This window comes from Martinezella lusitana (assembly GCF_014207095.1).
Lineage (GTDB): Bacteria > Pseudomonadota > Alphaproteobacteria > Rhizobiales > Rhizobiaceae > Rhizobium > Rhizobium lusitanum_B.
In genome coordinates this window covers 63,835-83,339 of the sequence record NZ_JACHBG010000002.1, presented here as the reverse complement: position 1 = coordinate 83,339, position 19,505 = coordinate 63,835, and the positions used below count along the sequence as shown (strand labels likewise).

The 19,505-nt window shown below is 60.2% G+C and carries 18 protein-coding genes; 11 read left to right on the top strand and 7 right to left on the bottom strand.

Translation table 11 applies throughout. The features are described 5' to 3' along the window. Window positions 1–128: 128 nt before the first annotated feature. Both GGD46_RS04990 and GGD46_RS04985 read left to right on the top strand, forming a co-directional pair. Window positions 129–1,154, top strand: coding sequence for a LacI family DNA-binding transcriptional regulator (locus tag GGD46_RS04990; RefSeq protein WP_184702409.1), 1,026 nt, complete (start codon window positions 129–131; stop codon window positions 1,152–1,154). Window positions 1,155–1,166: 12 nt separating this feature from the next. After that, window positions 1,167–1,571 carry a VOC family protein gene (locus GGD46_RS04985; protein WP_184702407.1) on the top strand — a complete coding sequence of 135 codons (405 nt, stop codon included), beginning with the start codon at window positions 1,167–1,169 and terminating at the stop codon, window positions 1,569–1,571. Here the strand turns inward: GGD46_RS04985 and xylA are convergent. The 5 genes from xylA to GGD46_RS04960 all read right to left on the bottom strand — a co-directional run bounded on the left by xylA (window position 1,562) and on the right by GGD46_RS04960 (window position 8,632). Further along, entirely contained in the window at window positions 1,562–2,872 is a 1,311-nt protein-coding gene (gene xylA, locus GGD46_RS04980) for a xylose isomerase (protein WP_184702405.1), read from the bottom strand. The two genes, GGD46_RS04985 and xylA, sit on opposite strands and share 10 nt — an antisense overlap. A gap of 234 nt (window positions 2,873–3,106) precedes the next feature. Beyond that, complete coding sequence (xylB, locus tag GGD46_RS04975; RefSeq protein ID WP_184702403.1) at window positions 3,107–4,564, bottom strand: xylulokinase; 1,458 nt, start codon at window positions 4,562–4,564, stop codon at window positions 3,107–3,109. Between the two features lie 37 nt (window positions 4,565–4,601). After that, window positions 4,602–5,627, bottom strand: coding sequence for a LacI family DNA-binding transcriptional regulator (locus tag GGD46_RS04970; protein ID WP_184702401.1), 1,026 nt, complete (start codon window positions 5,625–5,627; stop codon window positions 4,602–4,604). A 150-nt stretch (window positions 5,628–5,777) separates the two neighbouring features. Next, window positions 5,778–7,385, bottom strand: coding sequence for a DHA2 family efflux MFS transporter permease subunit (locus GGD46_RS04965; RefSeq protein ID WP_184702399.1), 1,608 nt, complete (start codon window positions 7,383–7,385; stop codon window positions 5,778–5,780). A gap of 26 nt (window positions 7,386–7,411) precedes the next feature. Next, window positions 7,412–8,632 carry an HlyD family secretion protein gene (locus GGD46_RS04960; RefSeq protein ID WP_184702397.1) on the bottom strand — a complete coding sequence of 407 codons (1,221 nt, stop codon included), beginning with the start codon at window positions 8,630–8,632 and terminating at the stop codon, window positions 7,412–7,414. A 164-nt stretch (window positions 8,633–8,796) separates the two neighbouring features. Between GGD46_RS04960 and GGD46_RS04955 the strand changes: the two genes are divergently transcribed. The 3 genes from GGD46_RS04955 to GGD46_RS04945 all read left to right on the top strand — a co-directional run bounded on the left by GGD46_RS04955 (window position 8,797) and on the right by GGD46_RS04945 (window position 11,316). Next, the gene (locus GGD46_RS04955; RefSeq protein ID WP_184702395.1) at window positions 8,797–9,483 is read left to right on the top strand and encodes a TetR/AcrR family transcriptional regulator; all 687 of its coding nucleotides are present in this window, start codon (window positions 8,797–8,799) and stop codon (window positions 9,481–9,483) included. A gap of 109 nt (window positions 9,484–9,592) precedes the next feature. Further along, window positions 9,593–10,432, top strand: coding sequence for a GyrI-like domain-containing protein (locus GGD46_RS04950; protein WP_184702393.1), 840 nt, complete (start codon window positions 9,593–9,595; stop codon window positions 10,430–10,432). Window positions 10,433–10,572: 140 nt separating this feature from the next. Continuing rightward, window positions 10,573–11,316: a TerC family protein gene (locus tag GGD46_RS04945; protein ID WP_184702391.1), complete on the top strand. Its 744-nt coding sequence runs from the start codon at window positions 10,573–10,575 to the stop codon at window positions 11,314–11,316. Window positions 11,317–11,416: 100 nt separating this feature from the next. On the opposite strand, the gene GGD46_RS04940 is transcribed toward GGD46_RS04945, so the two are convergent. Further along, window positions 11,417–11,827 carry a hypothetical protein gene (locus tag GGD46_RS04940; RefSeq protein ID WP_184702389.1) on the bottom strand — a complete coding sequence of 137 codons (411 nt, stop codon included), beginning with the start codon at window positions 11,825–11,827 and terminating at the stop codon, window positions 11,417–11,419. 361 nt (window positions 11,828–12,188) lie between these two features. On the opposite strand from GGD46_RS04940, the gene gltX reads away from it, so the two are divergent. From gltX to GGD46_RS04925, 3 genes are read left to right on the top strand one after another with little or no spacing between them, the layout of a single operon-like run. Then, complete coding sequence (gltX, locus tag GGD46_RS04935; protein ID WP_184702387.1) at window positions 12,189–13,646, top strand: glutamate--tRNA ligase; 1,458 nt, start codon at window positions 12,189–12,191, stop codon at window positions 13,644–13,646. 14 nt (window positions 13,647–13,660) lie between these two features. Then, window positions 13,661–15,157, top strand: coding sequence for a lysine--tRNA ligase (lysS, locus tag GGD46_RS04930; protein WP_184702385.1), 1,497 nt, complete (start codon window positions 13,661–13,663; stop codon window positions 15,155–15,157). A gap of 35 nt (window positions 15,158–15,192) precedes the next feature. Then, window positions 15,193–15,477 carry a hypothetical protein gene (locus tag GGD46_RS04925; protein WP_184702383.1) on the top strand — a complete coding sequence of 95 codons (285 nt, stop codon included), beginning with the start codon at window positions 15,193–15,195 and terminating at the stop codon, window positions 15,475–15,477. Window positions 15,478–15,518: 41 nt separating this feature from the next. Here GGD46_RS04925 and GGD46_RS04920 read toward each other — a convergent pair whose 3' ends face one another. Then, window positions 15,519–16,331 carry a hypothetical protein gene (locus tag GGD46_RS04920; protein WP_210325479.1) on the bottom strand — a complete coding sequence of 271 codons (813 nt, stop codon included), beginning with the start codon at window positions 16,329–16,331 and terminating at the stop codon, window positions 15,519–15,521. 222 nt (window positions 16,332–16,553) lie between these two features. Here GGD46_RS04920 and GGD46_RS04915 point away from each other — a divergent pair, with 222 nt between their 5' ends. From GGD46_RS04915 to GGD46_RS04905, 3 genes are all read left to right on the top strand, one after another. Further along, window positions 16,554–17,462: a LysR family transcriptional regulator gene (locus tag GGD46_RS04915; protein WP_184702379.1), complete on the top strand. Its 909-nt coding sequence runs from the start codon at window positions 16,554–16,556 to the stop codon at window positions 17,460–17,462. Between the two features lie 68 nt (window positions 17,463–17,530). Next, window positions 17,531–18,193: a 3'-5' exonuclease gene (locus GGD46_RS04910; RefSeq protein WP_184702377.1), complete on the top strand. Its 663-nt coding sequence runs from the start codon at window positions 17,531–17,533 to the stop codon at window positions 18,191–18,193. A gap of 98 nt (window positions 18,194–18,291) precedes the next feature. Then, complete coding sequence (locus GGD46_RS04905; protein WP_184702375.1) at window positions 18,292–19,452, top strand: ABC transporter substrate-binding protein; 1,161 nt, start codon at window positions 18,292–18,294, stop codon at window positions 19,450–19,452. The last annotated feature ends 53 nt before the right edge of the window (window positions 19,453–19,505 follow it).

Below are 19,505 nucleotides of genomic sequence, written 5' to 3'. Positions count from 1 at the left end.
TAAACCTTTACATAGATCGTGTAAAGGTTTACATCATTGGATATCGTACAAATTTTCGCGGTTACCTTTGACCTCCACGTAAGTCTGTGTAGTCTCCAGCCCGAGACGAGACCCCAAGGCAGAGCGCAGTGTCGAATTCAACGCCCGCAACTATCGAAGACGTCGCCCGCATTGCCAATGTTTCGATCGCAACGGTTTCGCGGGCTATCCATACGCCGGAAAAAGTCGCCAATTCCACGCGGCTGAAGGTCAACCAGGCCATTGCCGTCACCGGTTATACGACCAATGCCATGGCGCGCAGCCTCAGGCTCGGCCGCTCCAATATGATTCTCGTCGTTGCCCCCGACATCGGCGACCCCAATTTCTCCAACATCCTGATCGGCCTGGAGAACGAGGCGCGTTCGCATGGCTACGGCATCCTCATCGGCCATACGCAGAACGATGCGCAGCGCGGGCTGGAATATCTGAAATTCCTCAATTCCAACCAGGCGGCGGGGCTGATCCTTTTCACCGGCATCCTGCCTTTCGGCCATCAAACGATGACGGCAAGACTGCCGCCGAGCGTCGGCGTTTTCGAGCCAGTCTTCAACGGCGGCATTCCCTATGTCGGCGTCGACGATATTGCCGGCGCGCGTAAGGCCGTCGACCTACTGATCGCTGAAGGCCACCGCAAGATTGCTTTCATCGGCGATTCCCGCACCCGCCTCGCCTATAGCCGTCGGCGCATGGGCTATGAAGCCGGGCTCGATGCCGCCGGCATTGGCACCCATCTCCGGATCATCCTGGAGGGTGACGGCACCATCGAAAGCGGACGACTCGCCGTCGAGCAGCTCTTCATGCGTGACACGCTGCCAACGGCCTTCATGTGCGTCAACGATCAGACCGCGATCGGCGTGATGATTGGCCTGAAAACACGCGGCTATGACATTCCCGAGGATTTTTCGGTGACCGGTTTCGACGACGTGCCGCAAGCCGTCTTCATGACGCCTTCGCTGACGACGATCCGCCAGCCGCGCACCGCCATCGGCAAGCACGCCATGGCGCTGCTGCTGGAGCTCCTTTCGGATGGCGAGCCGCCCGAAACGGAGATCCTGCTGCGACCGGACCTCGTGGTGCGAAACTCGGTTTCTGCACCGTCGCGCGCGCGGCGATAGGAAGGTGTTACGATGCCGCTCGGCAGGCTGATCCTCTATGTCCGCGATGTCGAGGCGACGATCAGCTTCTACGAGAAGCATTTCGGGTTCAAGTCGCATCGGCAGGCAGGCGATCGGATTGTCGAGTTGCTCGCCCCGGATGGCGGCGCCAATCTGATGATCCATCCCGCAGCCAAAGCACAGAAAATGGGCCAGTCACTGGTAAAACTCGTGTTTGACGTCGAGCACGTCGAAGCTTTTCGCGCGAGATGCGCAGAGGAAGGGCTCGAATTCGGTCCCATCCACCAGGCCGATGGCTATGTCTTCGCCAATGCCAAAGACCCCGCTGAAAATTCCATATCCATTTCCAGCCGCGCCTTCAGACCGGAGTCGGGAGGCAGTGAACCACTGCCTCCCGAACCTGTCGATCAAACGTAACGATTGACGATGTTTTCCAGGAGTTCCTGCTTGCCGGACTTCGGCTGCGGGTTGACGTCCTTGGTTTCTACCCACTGGGCAATCTGGTCGAGCGAATATTCACCGCGCAGCAGCTTCTGGCCTTCGGCCGAATCCCAGCCGGCGTAACGGTCGGCGAGCGGCTTGGAGAGCGCCTTGTCCTCGATCATCTTGGCAGCAGCCTTCAGGCCGCGAGCACAGCAATCCATGCCGCCGATATGGCCGATGAGCAAGTCTTCCGCATCAAGCGACTGACGACGCAGCTTGGCGTCGAAGTTCGTACCGCCGGTCTTGAAACCGCCGCCTGCCAGAACCTGGTAATAGGCCAGCGTCATTTCCGGAACGTTGTTCGGGAACTGGTCGGTGTCCCAGCCGGACTGGTAATCGTTGCGGTTCATATCGATCGAACCGAAGATGCCGAGCGCGTTGGCAAGCGCCAGCTCGTGCTCGAAGGAATGGCCGGCGAGGATCGCATGGCCCTGCTCGATATTGACCTTCACTTCGTTCTCGAGACCATACTTCTTCAGGAAGCCGTAGACCGTGGCGACATCGTAGTCATACTGGTGCTTGGTCGGCTCCTGCGGCTTCGGCTCGATCAGGATCGTGCCCTTGTAGCCGATCTTGTGCTTGTACTCGACGACGAGATTAAGGAAACGGCCCATCTGGTCCAATTCGCGCTTCAGGTCGGTGTTGAGCAGCGTCTCATAGCCTTCACGGCCGCCCCAGAGGACATAGTTTTCGCCGCCGAGCTTGTGAGTAGCGTCCAGGCAGGTCTTCACGGTCGCTGCCGAAAAGGCGAAGACATCCGGATCAGGGTTCGTAGCAGCACCCGACATGAAGCGGCGGTTGGAGAAAAGGTTTGCCGTGCCCCACAGCAGCTTCACACCCGTCTCTGCCTGCTTCTTGGCGAAGTAGTCGACGATCTCGTTGAGGTTCTTGGTGTTCTCGGCAAAATTCTTGCCTTCCGGACGCACGTCGGCATCGTGGAAGCAGTAGTAGGGCGTGCCGAGCAAAGTGAAGAATTCGAAGGCGACGTCAGCCTTCAGCTTGGCGGCTTCCATCGTCTCGTTGAACCAGGGGCGCAGGAAGGTCTGGCCGCCAAAGGGGTCGCCGCCCGGCCAGGTGAAGGTGTGCCAGTAGGCGACGGCGAAACGCAGATGGTCTTCCATGCGCTTGCCGGCAACGACTTCGTCCTTGTTGTAATAACGGAAAGCCAGCGGATTGGTGCTATCCGGGCCTTCGTATTTTACCTTGCTGATGTCACCAAAAAATCCGGTGCTCATGTTCTGTCTCCTTGGGTTGGTATTCGCATATTGTTGTTCGTTTGGTGCGGCGCTGCCCCTCACCCTAACCCTCTCCCCTAACGCTTTGGTCGGAGGGGACGACCTCTGCATCCCCTCCGACCAAAGCGTTAGGGGCGGGCTGAAGTTGCCTCTTTCCCCTTCTCCCCCGTCAAAACGGGGAGAAGGTGCCCGACAGGGCGGATGAGGGGCTTTACGCCACAGTATTTCAATATTTCAACGCGCCGACAGCGGCTTGATCGCCGGATAAACCGCCCGATAGCGCTTGTAGGCATCCGCATAGGCGTCCGTCAGTGACGCCACGGGATCGATCGTGCCGGCCGTCTGCGGCGGTGTGCAGACTGCGACCGGGTCGGCACCGGTGGCGGCGATCAGGCCGAGGCGCGCAGCGCCAAAGGCCGCGCCAAAATCGCCGTCCGCCGGCAGGTCGACGGGAACGCCGAGCGCCGTTGCAATCGAGGCCAGCCAATAGCGCGAACGCGAACCGCCACCGATGGCCGTCACGCGCGCAATGTTGGTGCCAGCGGAGCGCAGCGCTTCCAGATTGTCGCGGATTGCGAAGGACACACCTTCGAGCACGGCCTGCGTCAGCACGGCGCGGCCGCTCTCATGGCCAAGGCCGATGAAAGCGCCGCGGATCGTCGCGTCATTGTGCGGCGTGCGCTCGCCCGAAAGATAGGGAAGGAAGGTGACGCTCGTCGGCGCCTTCAGCGTGTCGCCAAGCTCGGTGGTGAGTTCGGCGGCAGACTTGCCCGTCACATGCGAATGCCAGTTCAGCGCATCGGTCGCCGAGAGGATGACGCCCATCTGATGCCAGGTGTTCGGCAATGCGTGGCAGAAGGCATGGACAGCGCTTTCCGGCTTCGGCAGATAGGAGCCGTTGGCGGCAAAGAGCACGCCCGACGTGCCGAGCGAAACGAAAGCGGCTCCGTGGCTCACCGTACCCATGCCGCAGGCCGAGGCCGCATTGTCCCCTGCCCCGCCGGCCACGACGACATCGCCGCCGATACCCCATTTGGAGGCCAGCTCGCCACGCAGCTTGCCGGCAACTTCGGTACCTTCGACCAGCATCGGCATCTGCTTCTCATCGAGATTGGTCGCCGCTAGCAACTCGGAGGACCATTTGCGCTTGCCGGTATCGAGCCAGGACGTGCCGGCGGAGTCTGACATTTCCGACATATGCTCGCCGGTCAACCAGAGACGCAGATAGTCCTTCGGCAACAGCACCCATCGCACTCTAGCGAAAATGTCAGGCTCGTGCTTGGCAACCCATGCAAGCTTCGGCGCGGTGAAGCCGGGGAAGACGATATTGCCGGTCAGCGCGCGGAACCTCGGATCTGCATCGAGCGCGGCAGCCTCCTGATAGCTGCGGGTGTCGTTCCAGAGAATGCAGGGGCGCAGCACCTTGTCGTCGGCATCGAGCAGCGTTGCACCGTGCATCTGACCGGAAAGACCGATGCCGCGCACGGCGGCCAGTTCCTTCGGATGCGCCGCCTTCAACCCGGCAATAGCCTCTTCGGTCGCGCTGATCCAATGGGCAGGATCCTGCTCCGACCAGCCAGGATGCGGCCGCGAGACATCGAGGTCGCCATGGGCGGAACCGATGATCTTCTGATTGCCGTCGATCAGCATCGCTTTGACGCCGGACGTTCCGAGATCGAGACCCAAATACATCAGATGTTACTCCCTATGCTCTGCCGCCTTCGAATGTTCAGGGCAGATTGTCTTTCAAGAAAATGTCGAGACGTATGCGCTCTTGATCGGCGATCACGGCTTGGCCGTCGGCGGTAGCCTTCATGACGCGAATGGCGCTGCGCACCTCATGACCGGCATCCTGATTAAGGACAGCATCGATCGTGCCATCTATGAGCGCTGCCCGCGTATGCTGCGTCAGCTCATGCGCAACCACGGTCAGCTCACGCGCAGGCCGAACGGCCCTCAAGGCCGCGATCAGACCACGATTACCGGCACCGAGGCTGTAGATGCCGATGATATCTTTGTTTTCGAACAGCACCTTGGAGACAAGCGATTTGGTGCGCTCGGGATCGTCACGCCCTTCGAGCACGGGTAGCAAGCGCAGCTTGGGAAACTCTGCCGCCATTACCGCCGAGAAACCCTGCAGGCGCTCGCGGTGGTCGCGCACCAGCATAGAGCCGGCGAGGACCGTGAGATCACCTTCGCGGCCGCCGAGGAAGCGCCCGAGCAATCGGGCAGCGGTACGGCCAGCGGCGATATTGTCGATGCCAGCATAGTGATGCCGAGTGGAATCGGTGAGGTCGGAAACCAGCGTGACGACAGGGATACGCTCGGATACGAGCCGGTCGACCACGGCGCGCACCTCCGGCGCATCGGTCGCCACCAGGGCGACGCCGGCGATATCCTGCCCCTGCAACGCATCAAGCGCTGCAACAAGAGCCGGCACGTCGAACGCCGGCACTTCGATGATACGGATATCCGTACGCTCCATGCCCGCCCGCAAGGTCGCATGATGCACCTCGGAACGCAGACCGTGCATAAAGGAATTGTCGCCTGTCGGCACGATGAAAACGAGTGGATAGACGCGCCCCTTGGCCAGATTGGCGGCCGCGACATCGCGGATGTAGCCGATCTGTCGAATGGCCTCCTCCACCTTTTCGCGCGTGACCAGTCGTACGCCGGGCCGCTGGTTCAAGACGCGGTCAACGGTCGCAAGGCTGACGCCTGCAGCAGCGGCGATGTCATGCACAGTGGGTCTCATCGGCTCCTCCTGGGCAAACCCTTACTGCGATTTCTGATGTACGTAAATCAGAAATTTTCACGCTTTCGATTTTCTGGCCGTGACCGGAATAAAAAAAGGCCCCTCACGAAGAGGGGCCATGCCTTGGGAGCATTCTTTGAAAGATCTGGATTAGTGGCCTCCGCCACCGCCTCCACTGCCCGGCACGCTCGGCTTGCTGAGCAGGAGGACGCCGAGGATCATCGCCAGGAACAACACGGTCAGCATCAGGAAGATGTCGCCGAACGACATGATCACCGCCTGCCGCGTCGTCATATTGACCATCTGCCGCAGCGCAGCCTGCTGGCCGTCGAGACCGGAGGCGTTGAAGTTCGCGGCCATGTTGTTCAATTGGGTAACCGCTGCATGGCTGCCCCAGTGGATGTGGTCGCGCAGGTTGAAGTAATGCTGATCCTGCCGGTTCGTCAGCAGAGTATTGATGATCGCAAGGCCGACGGCGCCGCCAAGGTTACGCGTCAGATTGAACAGGCCGGACGCGCCGCGCATGCGGGCGGGAGGCATGGTTCCGAGCGCAATGTTGTTGATCGGGACCATGCAGAGCATCAGGCCGAAACCGCGCAATATCTGCGGGATCAGCAGCTCCCAGAAGTCCCAGTCCACCGTCAGGTGCATCATGATGTAGGTACCGGCCGAGAAGCTGGTGAACCCGATGATCATCAGGATACGCAGATCCACCCGGCTCGCCAGAAAGCCGGCAAGCGGCGCCGTGAAGAACATGGTGAGACCCGAGACGAACATCGTCTCGCCGATCTGCAGCGAATCGTAGCCACGAATGCGCGCGAGAAAGAGCGGATAGATATAAGTCAGACCATAAAGACCAATACCCATCACGAAGGAGAACATCGATCCGAAAGCGAAGTTCTTGTTCGCAAAGGCTCTAAGATCCACCACCGGGAATTCGACCGTAAATGCCCGATAGAAAAAAACTATCGCAGCGACGGCGGAGGCGATGGCGCCGATAACGATATAGTTGTCGTTGAACCAGTCGTTCGTGTTGCCTTCCTCGAGCACATATTCCAGTGCGCCGAGGAAAACGCCCATCGAGAACAGGCCCCACCAGTCGAACTTCTTCATCAGCGACAGTTCGGGCTTGTCGAAGTCGATGAAATTCCAAGTGACGATGGCAACGACGATACCGGGCGGAATATTGACCAGGAATAGCCAGTGCCAGGAGAAGGCGTTGGAAAGGTAACCGCCGACGGTCGGGCCGATGGTCGGTGCTAGTGTGGCGATCAGGCCGATGATCGGCGAAACGACGTTGCGCTTGGATGGCGGGAAGATTGTGAATGCCGCGGCAAAGACCGAGGGGATCATGCCGCCGCCGATGAAGCCCTGAAGCGCGCGGTAGACGATCATCTGATCGATGTTGGTGGCGGTCGCTGCAAGGGCGCTCGCTGCGGTGAAGCCGGCGGCCGAGATCGCGAAGAGGTAGCGCGTGGAAATGATGCGCGCCAGCGTTCCCGACAGCGGGATCATGATGACTTCGGCAATCAGGTAGGCCGTCTGCACCCAACCGATTTCATCCGAGCCGGCACTAAGGCCGGCCTGGATTTCGCTGAGCGACGCCGAAACGATCTGAATGTCGAGGATCGACATGAACATGCCGAGCACCATCGCCAGGAAGGCGATGAGCTTTTTCTTGTCGATATGATCAGCCGCAGGCGCGGCGGGGCCGGCAGCGCGCAGAGGCGACCCGGCTGTAGTGCTGGCGGACGACATGGCGCGTCTCTCCCGAGCTTGATCGCTTACTTGTCCGGCGCCGTGCGGGTATCGACGTCAACGACGACGCTGAGGCCTGCGCGCAGACGACCGGTATTGAGCGCATCCTGCGGCAATGCGATGCGCACAGGCACGCGCTGGATGATCTTGGTGAAGTTGCCCGTCGCGTTTTCCGGCGGCAGCAACGAGAAGACCGAGCCGGAAGCCGGCGAGATCGACTGAACTGTGCCGACGATCGGATGATCGCTGAAGGCATCGACGTGGACGTTGACCTTGGAACCGGGAACCAGATGCTGGATCTGCGTTTCCTTGAAGTTCGCGTCGATATAGAGTTGCTTGGTCGGGACGATCGCCATCAGCTTCTGCCCGGGAGAGACGAGATCGCCTTCCTGAACCGAGCGGTTGCCGACGATACCGTCATAGGGCGCCTTCAGCACGGTGAAGGATAGGTCGCGAGCAGCCTTGTCACGGGCAGCAGCGAGACCCTTGATCGTGCTTTCGGCCTGACGGCGCTGCGCCTGCAGCAGGTTGATGTTGGCCTGCGCCGAAGCGATGGCGGCATCGCCGCCGACCAGGTTGGCCTTGGCTTGGTCGAGCGCGATATTGGCGCTATCCAAGGCGGCCGTGGTGCCGACCGACTTGGCTTGCAGCTCAGCAGCGCGCGTCTGGGTGATCTGGGCGCCACGGACCGTGGCGTCGAGGGCAACCTTCTGGGCCTGCGACTGGGCAAGAGCGGCCTGGCCGGCAGCGATCTGTGCATCGATGGTATGGAGCGAGAGCTGTTCGGTGTCGTACGAAGCCTGCGCCTGTTCCAGCGCCAGCTTGTAGTCGCCGTCGTCGAGCACGGCGAGCACGTCGCCGGCCTTGACCGTCTGGTTGGCAACGACGTTCACCTTGGCGACATAACCCGTCACCTTCGGCGAGATCGTGGCGATATCGCCGCCGATATAGGCGTCGTCGGTGGAGACCATGAAGCGGCCGTTCGTCCACCAGTCGTAACCGTACCAGCCGCCGCCAGCCAGCGCCAGAACGACGATGATGGGCATAACCAGGCTGCGCCGCTTCTTTTCCGGCGGCGGTGGGGCCGCGGGGGCCGGAGATGCCGGCGCAGCCTGGGCGGGGGCGGGGTTGCCGCGCGTTTCGGCGACTGGAGCATCTGCGGATGCACCGGCCTCCCGAGCGTCCGCTTCGGCTTCAGCGGGCTCATTCACGATGCGCGCTACATTGTTTCCATGACTTGACGACATTGCCCTACCACCGAAAATCTTGGTAAAAATAATCGAACCGAACGGTTCAGTTCAATTGACATAGAGCGTTTTAGATTCCATATCAAGAGATATCGAACCGCGCGGTTCGATTTATTTGGCGAATCTGTTTAAGATTCAGAAAAAACGGATCGAAGAAGGAGACGATGAAACACGAATCGCAAAATGCCGTCGTATTGAACGCGCCCGCACCTGCATCCGGTGGACGATGGGCCGCCGGCGAGGACCCAGCCAAACGCCATCAAATTCTCGAGGGCGCCAAACGCGTCTTTATGAAAATGGGCTTCGATGCGGCGAGTATGAACGACGTCACTCGTGAGGCCGGCGTTTCCAAGGGCACCTTATACGTCTATTTCGCCAATAAGGAAGATCTGTTCGCCGCCATCGTAAATAGCGAACGTGCGCATTTCGTCGAAATCGTGCGTGCCGCTCTTGTCGATAACGCCGATATTTCGTCAAGCCTTCTTGAATTCGGCAAGGTTTTCGCGACGCACGTCACGTCCGACAAGACCATCAGCGCCATGCGAACGGTCGTTGGCGTGCGCGAGCGCATGCCGTCTCTCTGTCAACGCTTCTTCACCGGCCCAGACAATCTGCGCACCGTGCTCCGCGGCTTTCTGGAGCGCAAGGCCGACGCAGGCGCCGTGGAGATAGAGGATTACGATCTGGCCGCGCGCCAATTCCTTGAGATGGCCAGTGGTGGCTACTTCAAGCTGCGGCTGTTCGGCGACATGGAAGTCCCTCCTTCCCCGGACGAAATCGATTATGTCGTGCGCGGCGCCGTGCGGGTCTTCCTCGCAGCCTACGGCACCGAACGGCGGGATCGCACCTGACAGAGCACCCGGTTGCCGACATGCGGAGCATCCCCCAACTCCGCAATGGTGATCAAGCATCGCGCCGGCCAGGCGCCTATGACTGGTCCGGCAACCAGGGGAGTTAAGTATGAGCGCGATCGGCAGAGCGATATGGTTCATCGAAAGCCATTTCACGTCCGACATCTCGCTCGATGAGATCGCCGCGACGGCGGGGCTTTCACGCTATCATCTGTCGCGCGTCTTCGGCATGACGACGGGCCATTCGATCAGCGGCTATATCAGGAGCCGCCGTCTCAGCGGCGCGGCTTTGGCGCTGATCGACAACTCTTCCACCATTCTCCAGGTTGCCCTCGATGCCGGCTACGGCTCGCACGAGGCCTTCACCCGTGCCTTTCGCGAGCAGTTCGGCATGACGCCGGAAAGCCTGCGCAAACAGGGGCACGTTCGCAACCTCGCTCTACAGGAGCCGATCAGAATGGACGACACCCGCCTCCCCAAGCTCGAAGCCCCACGCTTCGAGACCTATCCCGCAATGCTGCTTGCCGGCTTTGCGGAAACCTACGCCCATGAAGCCACGCAGGCGATCCCTTCGCTGTGGCAGAAGTTCAACCAGCACTATGGCCACATCCCCGGCCAAGTGGGCAATGTCGCCTATGGCGTCTGCACGCCTGCAGATGAGGGCGTCGAAGGCTTTCGCTATATGTCTGCCGTCGAAGTCAGCGAGGCCGACAATCTTCCCGAAGGCTTCACGACAACGAGGCTGCCGCAGCAACGCTATGCTGTCTTTGCCCATCGCGGCCATATCTCAGGCATTACGGCCACGGTGCACCAGATCTTCGGCGAATGGCTTCCGCAATCGGGCCATGAGCATGGCGGAACACCCGACATGATGGAACGCTATGATGATCGGTTCGATCCGCGCACCGGCTCGGGCGTGACCGAAATCTGGATCCCCCTGAAAGCATAAGCACTGCGCCGCCGCCACGAAAATGGCGTCGGCGCTTGTACCGAAGACGGCACTCCTTACATTACGGCCATTCTGGAAGGCCGGGGCTGGGGGTCAGCATCGGCCGCGCCGATAAAAAAGCTGGCAAGGGGAAATCGTCCATGAACATCGTTGGGCTTATACAGGATCCGAGCGCGTGGGTTGCGCTCGTCACGCTCGTGGTCATGGAGGTGGTGCTTGGCATCGACAACCTCATCTTCATCTCGATCCTGACCAACAAGCTGCCCGTCGAACATCGCGACCGAGCTCGCAAGATCGGCATCGGCCTTGCCCTTGTCATGCGCCTCGCCCTACTCGGCACCGTCGCCTGGATCGTCCAGCTGACGACCCCCGTCTTCGAGATCTTTGGCCAGGGTTTTTCCTGGAAGGACATGATCCTCATCGGCGGCGGCCTTTTCCTTGTGTGGAAGGCGACGAAGGAGATCCATCACAACGTCGATCCGCAGGAACAGGGCGAGGATTTCATCGCCAAGTCGACGACATCGACCTTTGCCGCCGCCATCGGCCAGATCCTGCTGCTCGACCTCGTCTTCTCGATCGACAGCATCATCACAGCCGTCGGCATGACGCCGCACCTGCCGATCATGTTCATTGCGGTGATCGCCGCCGTCACCGTCATGCTGGTCGCCGCAAACCCGCTCGCCAATTTCATCGAGAAAAACCCGAGCATCGTCATGCTGGCGCTCGCCTTCCTGCTGATGATCGGCACGACGCTGATCGCCGAAGGCATGGGTGTGCATGTTCCGAAGGGCTATATCTACGCCGCCATGGCCTTCTCTGCGCTCGTGGAGGTGCTCAACATGCTGGCGCGCAACCGGCGGGAAAAGGCATCCGGCGGCCATTGACCGATAAAGCCGCACTCTGAAACAGGTGCGGCTTTGGAACGTTTTCGCGCATTCCGAACGGAAAACCGCTACGCACTTTCCTGGAAATACGCCTGTCCGATCAGTCCTGAACGTGGATGTCGACATATTCGCTGACATCGCCGCGTCCATAGATATCGACTTTCACCCAGACATTGCCGCGAACGATGAGGTTCCCGGCGTCGTCGGCGATGTTGCCGTTCGCCAGCATCTCTTCGAGCTTCGCCCGGTTTGTCGGCAGCGAAAAGAAGCTGTCCCCCTGGTCGCCACGGTCGCGGCGGCGATAGGCGTGATAGTTGGCACGATCCTGCCGGATGATCTGCCAGGGCGCCGTCAATCGCTCGCCCTTGGAATTGTAGAGGTCGTCGCTGCCGATATAGGCGCGATAGGATTCGATCAGCTTCGCCGAGCCGTCACGCGTGATGGTCGATTGTGCTGCGGCCACATCGGACATGGCGGCTGTCAACAAAAGGCTCAAGATCAATTTCTTCATTGCTTCCTCGCGGTGAACGATTGAAGGCCTATTTCGCAACTAGCTCGAAAATTGCAAATCAAATTCGTCAGCTTGTCCGCTTTTGTTTCGATAGCCTTACGAAGCGTAAAGAGACCTCATGAAATTGGGAGATCGGGTCAAATCGATGCGGCCCGGTGCCAGTCAACCCGTCGCAGTGGCCTTGCAGCGCAGTTTCCCTTGACGACACCCCTTGAATATGGCCTAAGCCAGCCATACGGAAAACGCGGAATGGGAGCGGCAAGACGCCCTTTTCCGGCAGGTTTCCTGATCCAGACACACATCTTCGGCTGGACGGTGCTCGTCCCGAGCGCGGCCCGGCCCATTATGACGGGCAAACAAGATGACCACTTCAGGCGTTCGCGTCCGCATCGCACCCTCCCCCACCGGCGAGCCGCATGTCGGCACTGCCTATATTGCGCTGTTCAACTATCTCTTCGCCAAGAAACACGGCGGCGAGTTCATCCTGCGCATCGAGGACACCGACGCAACCCGCTCCACCCCGGAATTCGAGACCAAGGTGCTGGATGCGCTGAAATGGTGTGGCCTCAAATGGTCCGAAGGCCCCGATATCGGTGGCCCTTACGGCCCCTACCGTCAGAGCGACCGCAAGGACATCTACAGGCCTTACGTCGAGAAGATCGTCGATGCCGGCCACGGTTTCCGCTGCTTCTGCACGCCGGAGCGCCTGGAAAAGATGCGCGAGGCGCAGCGTGCCGCCGGCCTGCCGCCAAAGTATGACGGCCACTGTTTGAACCTCTCGGCCGAGGAAGTCACCACGCGCGTTGCAGCAGGCGAGCCGCATGTCGTGCGCATGAAGATCCCGACCGAAGGCACCTGCAAGTTCCATGACGGCGTCTATGGCGACGTCGAGATTCCGTGGGATGCCGTCGATATGCAGGTTCTGCTGAAGGCGGACGGCATGCCGACCTATCATATGGCCAACGTCGTCGACGACCATCTGATGAAGATCACCCATGTGGCTCGCGGCGAAGAATGGCTCGCCTCGGTGCCGAAGCACATCCTGATCTATCGCTATCTCGGCCTGGAGCCGCCGGTATTCATGCATCTGTCGCTGATGCGCAATGCCGACAAATCGAAACTGTCGAAACGCAAGAACCCGACGTCGATTTCCTATTACACAGCTCTCGGCTACATCCCCGAGGCGCTGATGAACTTCCTCGGCCTGTTCTTCATCCAGATCGCTGAGGGCGAAGAGCTCCTGACCATGGACGAGCTTGCCGAAAAGTTCGACCCGGAAAATCTCTCCAAGGCCGGCGCGATCTTCGACATCCAGAAACTCGATTGGCTGAACGGCCGCTGGATCCGCGAGAAGCTCTCGGAAGAGGAATTCCAGCATCGCGTCCTGACCTGGGCGATGGAAAACGACCGCCTGAAAGAAGGCTTGAAGCTATCGCAGTCGCGCATCACCAAGCTCGGTGAACTGCCCGACCTCGCCGGCTTCCTGTTCAAGTCCGACCTCAACCTCGATCCCTCGGCCTTCGCCAAGATCAAGTCGACGCCGGAAGAACTGCTTGACATCCTGAACACCGTGCAGCCGGACCTCGAAAAGATCCTCGAATGGAATGTCGAGACCATCGAAGTCGAGCTGCGCGCCATCGCCGACCGCATGGGCAAGAAGCTGAAGGTCATCGTAGCACCTCTCTTCGTCGCCATGTCGGGCTCCTCGCGCTCGCTGCCGCTGTTCGACAGCATGGCCATTCTCGGCCGTTCCGTCGTGCGCCAGCGGCTGAAGCTTGCAGCCCAGACCGTTGCGACCCTCGTCGGCCCGAAGAATTGAACGGACTTAGAACCATGAACGACAAGACCGAAACATCCGCCCTTTCCTCAGACGCAACGGAAGTCCGCCGTCAGAAGCTGCAGCTGCTGCGTGAGCAGATCGGCGACGTCTATCCCGCGCATTTCCACCGCACGCTGACCAATGCCGAACTGGCCGCGAAGTACGAAGGCCTTGAGCCGGACACCGAAACGACCGACGTCGTCACCGTTGCCGGCCGCGTCTACTCCTCGCGCAATTCCGGCATGTTCATGGATATCCATGACGCCTCGGCCAAGATCCAGATCTTCAGCCACAAGGACGTGACCTCGGAAGAGGCCCGCTCCCTGCTGCCTATGATCGATATCGGCGACATCATCGGCGTGACCGGCCTTGTACGCCGCACCAAGCGCGGCGAGCTGACGATCAACGCTCAGCAGATCACCATGCTGACCAAGTCGCTGCTGCCGATGCCGGAAAAGTGGCACGGCCTGTCCGATATCGAGCTGCGCTATCGCAAGCGCCATCTCGACATCATGACCAACGAGGAATCGAAACTCCGCTTCCAGCAGCGCAGCCGCATCGTTTCCGGCATCCGTCGCTTCATGGAAAATGACGGCTTCATGGAAGTCGAGACGCCGATGCTGCATTCGGTCTATGGCGGCGCCACCGCCGAGCCGTTCAAGACGCATCACAACACGCTGAAGCTCGACATGTTCCTGCGCATCGCGCCGGAACTGTTCCTGAAGCGCACGCTGGTTTCGGGCCTCACCGACAAGGTGTTCGAGATCAATCGCAATTTCCGCAACGAAGGCGTTTCCACCCGACACAATCCAGAATTCACGATGATGGAGTGTTATTGGGCCTATGCCGACTACGAGGACATCATGGATCTCGTCGAGCGGCTGTTCTCGACGCTCGCCATGTCGATCCACGGCAGCACCGAATTCGCCTTCGGCGACAAGCAGATCTCCTTCAAGGGCCCGTTCCGCCGCGTGCCGATGCCTGACGCCGTCAAGGAAGCGACCGGTATTGACTTCCTGGCGATCAAGACCGACGAGGAAGCCCGCGCCGCCGCCAAGGCGGCCGGCTTTGCCGTCGAGAAGGACGCAACCTGGGGCGAATGCCTTGCCTTCATCTTCGAAGAGAAGGTCGAGGGCACGCTGATCCAGCCGGCACACGTCACCCACTTCCCGAAGGACATCTCGCCTTTCGCCAAGGAAGTGCCCGGCGAGCCGCGCCTCGTTGAACGTTTCGAGACCTATTGCAATGCCTGGGAACTCGGCAACGCCTTCTCGGAACTCAACGATCCGGAAGAGCAGCGCGCCCGCATGGTCGAGCAGCTTCAGCAGGCGCATGCGCGCGGCGAAAAGGAAAAGCAGCTTGACGAGGAATTCCTCGACGCCATTGACCAGGGCATGCCTCCGGCAGGCGGTCTCGGCATCGGCGTCGATCGTCTCATCATGCTGTTGACCAACTCACCGTCGATCCGTGACATCATCCTGTTCCCGGCACGCCGCAACAAGGCAGACTGAGACAAACTCGCTCCCCGAGCATAAAGGTGCGCACCATGACGGATAATGAGACATCAGCTGCAGATGCCGACCGCGAACAGCAGCGGTTGGCCGATCTGGCCGAGATGGGCGACATCGATCTGTCGCAATACGCACCGGGAACGTTCGGTTGCCACGAGGCAATGCATACGGCGTCGGTCATGCTCGACATGACCGACGATCAGTTGCTGCTACACCCGGCGATCCTCGCCAATCCCGAATTCTACCGTCTCGCCGGCGAAGTTCACGAGGCGCTCTTCGCGCTTTACCAGGCGATCGGCGAAAAACATCTGGCGGATTGAGCGCGCTGGCCTTCCGCCCGGCGGCGCAAGGCCCACGCTAATCAGTTCGTGACTGGCGACCGCCGGTCCGCAGCGCCCGTCATCGTCGGATCCAGCTCCGCCGACGGGCCTTTTTCGTCCATGGCCGCATCGGCACCAATGAATTCGCCATTCCGGTCATATCCGGGCCGCACATTGCCCGTCGATTTCGGCTCGGGCGGAGAAGGCGTGTTGTCCTGCTCCTTTGCCTGCTTCGCAGCCGCCTTCTCTTCCGCAGCGATCGCGGCCTTGAGCTTGTCCTTCTTGGCGTCGCCGGCACTGGCGTCTGCCGCCAGAGCATTGTCGCAATCGCTAAGGTCCTTCAATCCGGCAATGGCGGTATCGATATCCCGTGGCAGCATGGTGATCTGCTCCCCGTAGAACAGGCCGGCCGTGCTGGCGCCGCCGTCGTAGTAGCGCGCCGTCACCGGAGTCTCCGTGCTGCCGTCGGCAAGCTTTTCCGGATGTGGCACATAGACGACATCGGCGCCCAGAGCGCGACCGCGAATATCGGAACGCAACGTTGGCCCGTTCTCGTCGAGAACCACAACCTGCACGAGATCCGGCTTCTGCTCCTGATAGACCGCCTTGGCGACACGCAACGCTGTCGTCACACGGGTCACGCCATCGGTCGGATTGGTGCGGATATATTTGCGCACCCAGAACCGATTGTCCTTGCGGATGGTAACGAGATTGATGTCGATACACTGCAACCCGTTGGGGGAAGCAGATGCGAGGCCGAGGAGCCTGTCCTTGCCGAAATAGATCGCCAAAACGCCGGAGCAGCCTATGAGAAAGGCCACCCCGCCGATCATGACGACTAACTTCCGGGGCATCCGGAAAATATGCAGTAAGGCGCTCACGCCAACTGCTCCAGCATAGACCACTCCAAGGCGATAAAGATGATCAACCCTCACGTTAGGGATTTGGCGTTTCGGAATACTTAAAACGGAGGCGAAACTTACGTCCTTCGCCGCGACTTTACCAAAAAAGGTCCGAACGTTCACAGCTATGGCGAGCGCTTGCTTTCCCTGCCGCTGCCATGCTCTAACCTTTTCATGGCCTTCACCTTGAGACAGTTGCAATACTTCGTTGCCGTCGCGGAACAGGGTTCCGTGACCAGGGCGGCGCAGAATCTGTCTATCTCGCAATCCTCGGTCACCGAAGCGCTGAAAGAACTGGAGAGCGACCTTGGTGTGGAACTGTTCGAGCGCCACCCGCGCGGACTGTCCATCACCCATAACGGCCACCAGTTCCTACGCCATGCAACGAAGATTCTCGCGACGGTTTCCGACGCGCGCACGAGCTTTTCCGGCAAACGGAACGAGTCCGGCGGTACGCTGAATATCGGCGTGACATCGCTTGTCGCCGGCTATGTGCTGTCCGATCTTCTGGCACGCTACCGCCGCGCCTGCCCCGGCGTCGAAGTCAGCGCCATCGAAGACAATGGCGGCTATCTGGAACATCTTCTGGTTGGTGGCGAACTCGATGTCGCCGTCATGGTCATCTCAAACCTTCGCGACCGTATGGCGCTGCAGGCCGAGATCCTCGAGACCTCGCCCTATCGCCTCTGGCTGCCGATGGGCCATCCCCTCGTCTCCGCTGACATCATCAGCGTCGCCGACATCAGCCGCGAACCGCTGATCATGCTGACCATCGACGAAATCGAGGAAAATACCGGCAAGCTTTTGACGGCACTGGGCGCCCGTCCTCACGTCGCCTTCCGCACGCGTTCGGTCGAAGCGGTACGCAGCCTCGTCGCAACCGGAGCGGGTGTGGCGCTACTGCCCGACCTGGTCTATCGCCCTTGGTCTCTGGAAGGCGACCGCATCGAGAGCCGCGACGTCTCTGGCTCTCTCCCTGTTGTGCAGGTCGGCATGGTCTGGCGCAAGGGATCGAGCCTGCCGCAGGCCGCGCGCGACTTCGTCGGCGTCGCCGAAAGCATGCGTACGGGGCGGCAGCGGTAGCTGAGGCTACCATCTTGCGTCTTGCACCAAATGCAATCTTAGATTTGTTAAATGGGAAGGAGCCAGACGTGAAGACCGCCATCATATTTGACTGCGAATTCCTTTGCCTCGAAGGGTCGCAACGCCGATTCTGGTGCGCCGCCCATGATCCCGATCCGGTCGTCACCCAGGTCGGCGCCGTCAGGCTTGCCCTTGGAGGCGATTTCCCGATCCTAGACACTTACAAGGCCTATATTCGCCCCATCGACAGGTTCGGCGATCAATATGGACTCGACCCGTTCTTCACCGCCCTCACCGGCATTACCGAGGAGAACATCAGGTCGGAGGGAGTCTCGTTGTCGGATGCCCTCGCCGACCTTGATCGGTTCTCAGACGGCGCCCGCTTCTGGTCCTGGGGCAAGGACGAGCTGAATATGATGGCAATCAGCTGCTATGTTGCCGGAATTCAGCCCTCCATTCCGGCGCATCGTTTCGACAATGCCGTAAAGCTCCTGCTGGCAGCGGGAATGCCTATTGAAGATCTGGCCAGAACGCCGAGCAACAAGCTTGCGGACTACTATGGCGTGCAGCATCCACCGCTCCGGGGTCATGATGCGCTCGATGACGCGCTTTCCATTTCCTACACGCTGCAGCACCTGATGAAAGCCGGAGATCTGCAGCCTGACGCCTTCGATCTCGCGCGGTCAGCAGCTAGAAATCGGAATTTCCGATATCACCTTTCTGATAAATGAATTTGCGAATGCGGCGAAATCGCGCCACCTTTTCTTCCGGGAACAAGAAGCCAGACACTGGCTCTATAATATCAAGGCTCAAAAACCGGGAGAGTCCGATGAAGCATCTGCTGAAATCATGCACGGCTGCACTCGCATGCTTAAGTTTTGCCACGCAGGTCATTGCCGCCGAGCCACTGAAAACGCTCGGTAAGGGCGAAGGTGCCGTCAGCATCGTCGCATGGGCCGGCTATATCGAGCGCGGCGAAAGCGACAAAAACTATGACTGGGTCACAGGTTTCGAGAAGGAAACCGGCTGCAAGGTCAGCGTCAAGACCGCTGCGACATCGGATGAAATGGTCGCGCTGATGAATGAAGGCGGCTTCGACCTCGTGACCGCATCCGGCGACGCATCGCTGCGCCTCGTGGCCGGTAAACGCGTCCAGCCGATCAATACCGATCTGATCCCGAGCTGGAAGAACCTCGACGACCGGCTGAAGAATGCCCCCTGGCACACGGTCAACGGCGTCCATTACGGCGTCCCCTATCTCTGGGGGCCGAACGTATTGATGTACAGCACCGATGCCTTCAAGGGCCAGGCGCCGAAGAGCTGGAATGTCGTCTTCGAAGAAACGACGCTGCCTGATGGCAAGTCCAACAAGGGCCGCGTGCAGGCCTATGACGGTCCGATCTATATTGCCGATGCTGCCCTCTACCTCATGGCCCACAAGCCCGAACTCGGCATCAAGGACCCTTACGAGCTCAACGAAGATCAGTACAAGGCCGCCCTCGAACTGCTGCGGGGCCAGCGCAAGATCGTCAGTCGCTACTGGCATGACGCCATGATCCAGACGGATGACTTCAAGAACGAAGGCGTCGTTGCCTCCGGCTCCTGGCCGTTCCAGGTGAACCTACTGCAGGCCGACAAGCAGAAGATCGCCTCCACCTTCCCCGACGAGGGAACGACGGGCTGGGCCGATACCACCATGCTGCATGCCGATAGCGAACATCCGAACTGCGCCTATATGTGGCTGGAACACTCGCTGCAGGCCAAGGTGCAGGGCGATGCCGCCGCCTGGTTCGGCGCCGTGCCTTCCGTTCCGGCAGCCTGCAAGGGCGATGAACTCCTGACCGACAGCGGTTGCGCCACCAACGGCTACGACCACTTCGACAAGATCAAGTTCTGGAAGACCCCCGTCGCCAAGTGCACCAGCCAGAGCGAATGCGTGCCCTATCATCGCTGGGTCTCCGACTATATCGGCGTGATCGGCGGCAGATAAGGCGCCGACACTGGCCTTCGCCACTCCGAGTGCGGAGCGGCGACCCTGCCGGC

Excerpts from the sequence above, each read along its gene's own strand:
- GGD46_RS04950 (WP_184702393.1), top strand. The coding sequence starts at position 9,593 with ATGAGCGCGATCGGCAGAGCGATATGGTTCATCGAAAGCCATTTCACG.
- xylB (WP_184702403.1), bottom strand. The coding sequence starts at position 4,564 with ATGTATTTGGGTCTCGATCTCGGAACGTCCGGCGTCAAAGCGATGCTG.
- GGD46_RS04955 (WP_184702395.1), top strand. The coding sequence starts at position 8,797 with ATGAAACACGAATCGCAAAATGCCGTCGTATTGAACGCGCCCGCACCT.
- GGD46_RS04925 (WP_184702383.1), top strand. The coding sequence starts at position 15,193 with ATGACGGATAATGAGACATCAGCTGCAGATGCCGACCGCGAACAGCAG.
- lysS (WP_184702385.1), top strand. The coding sequence starts at position 13,661 with ATGAACGACAAGACCGAAACATCCGCCCTTTCCTCAGACGCAACGGAA.
- xylA (WP_184702405.1), bottom strand. The coding sequence starts at position 2,872 with ATGAGCACCGGATTTTTTGGTGACATCAGCAAGGTAAAATACGAAGGC.
- GGD46_RS04905 (WP_184702375.1), top strand. The coding sequence starts at position 18,292 with ATGAAGCATCTGCTGAAATCATGCACGGCTGCACTCGCATGCTTAAGT.
- GGD46_RS04940 (WP_184702389.1), bottom strand. The coding sequence starts at position 11,827 with ATGAAGAAATTGATCTTGAGCCTTTTGTTGACAGCCGCCATGTCCGAT.
- GGD46_RS04960 (WP_184702397.1), bottom strand. The coding sequence starts at position 8,632 with ATGTCGTCAAGTCATGGAAACAATGTAGCGCGCATCGTGAATGAGCCC.
- gltX (WP_184702387.1), top strand. The coding sequence starts at position 12,189 with ATGACCACTTCAGGCGTTCGCGTCCGCATCGCACCCTCCCCCACCGGC.
- GGD46_RS04965 (WP_184702399.1), bottom strand. The coding sequence starts at position 7,385 with ATGTCGTCCGCCAGCACTACAGCCGGGTCGCCTCTGCGCGCTGCCGGC.
- GGD46_RS04970 (WP_184702401.1), bottom strand. The coding sequence starts at position 5,627 with ATGAGACCCACTGTGCATGACATCGCCGCTGCTGCAGGCGTCAGCCTT.
- GGD46_RS04985 (WP_184702407.1), top strand. The coding sequence starts at position 1,167 with ATGCCGCTCGGCAGGCTGATCCTCTATGTCCGCGATGTCGAGGCGACG.
- GGD46_RS04920 (WP_210325479.1), bottom strand. The coding sequence starts at position 16,331 with ATGCCCCGGAAGTTAGTCGTCATGATCGGCGGGGTGGCCTTTCTCATA.
- GGD46_RS04945 (WP_184702391.1), top strand. The coding sequence starts at position 10,573 with ATGAACATCGTTGGGCTTATACAGGATCCGAGCGCGTGGGTTGCGCTC.
- GGD46_RS04915 (WP_184702379.1), top strand. The coding sequence starts at position 16,554 with ATGGCCTTCACCTTGAGACAGTTGCAATACTTCGTTGCCGTCGCGGAA.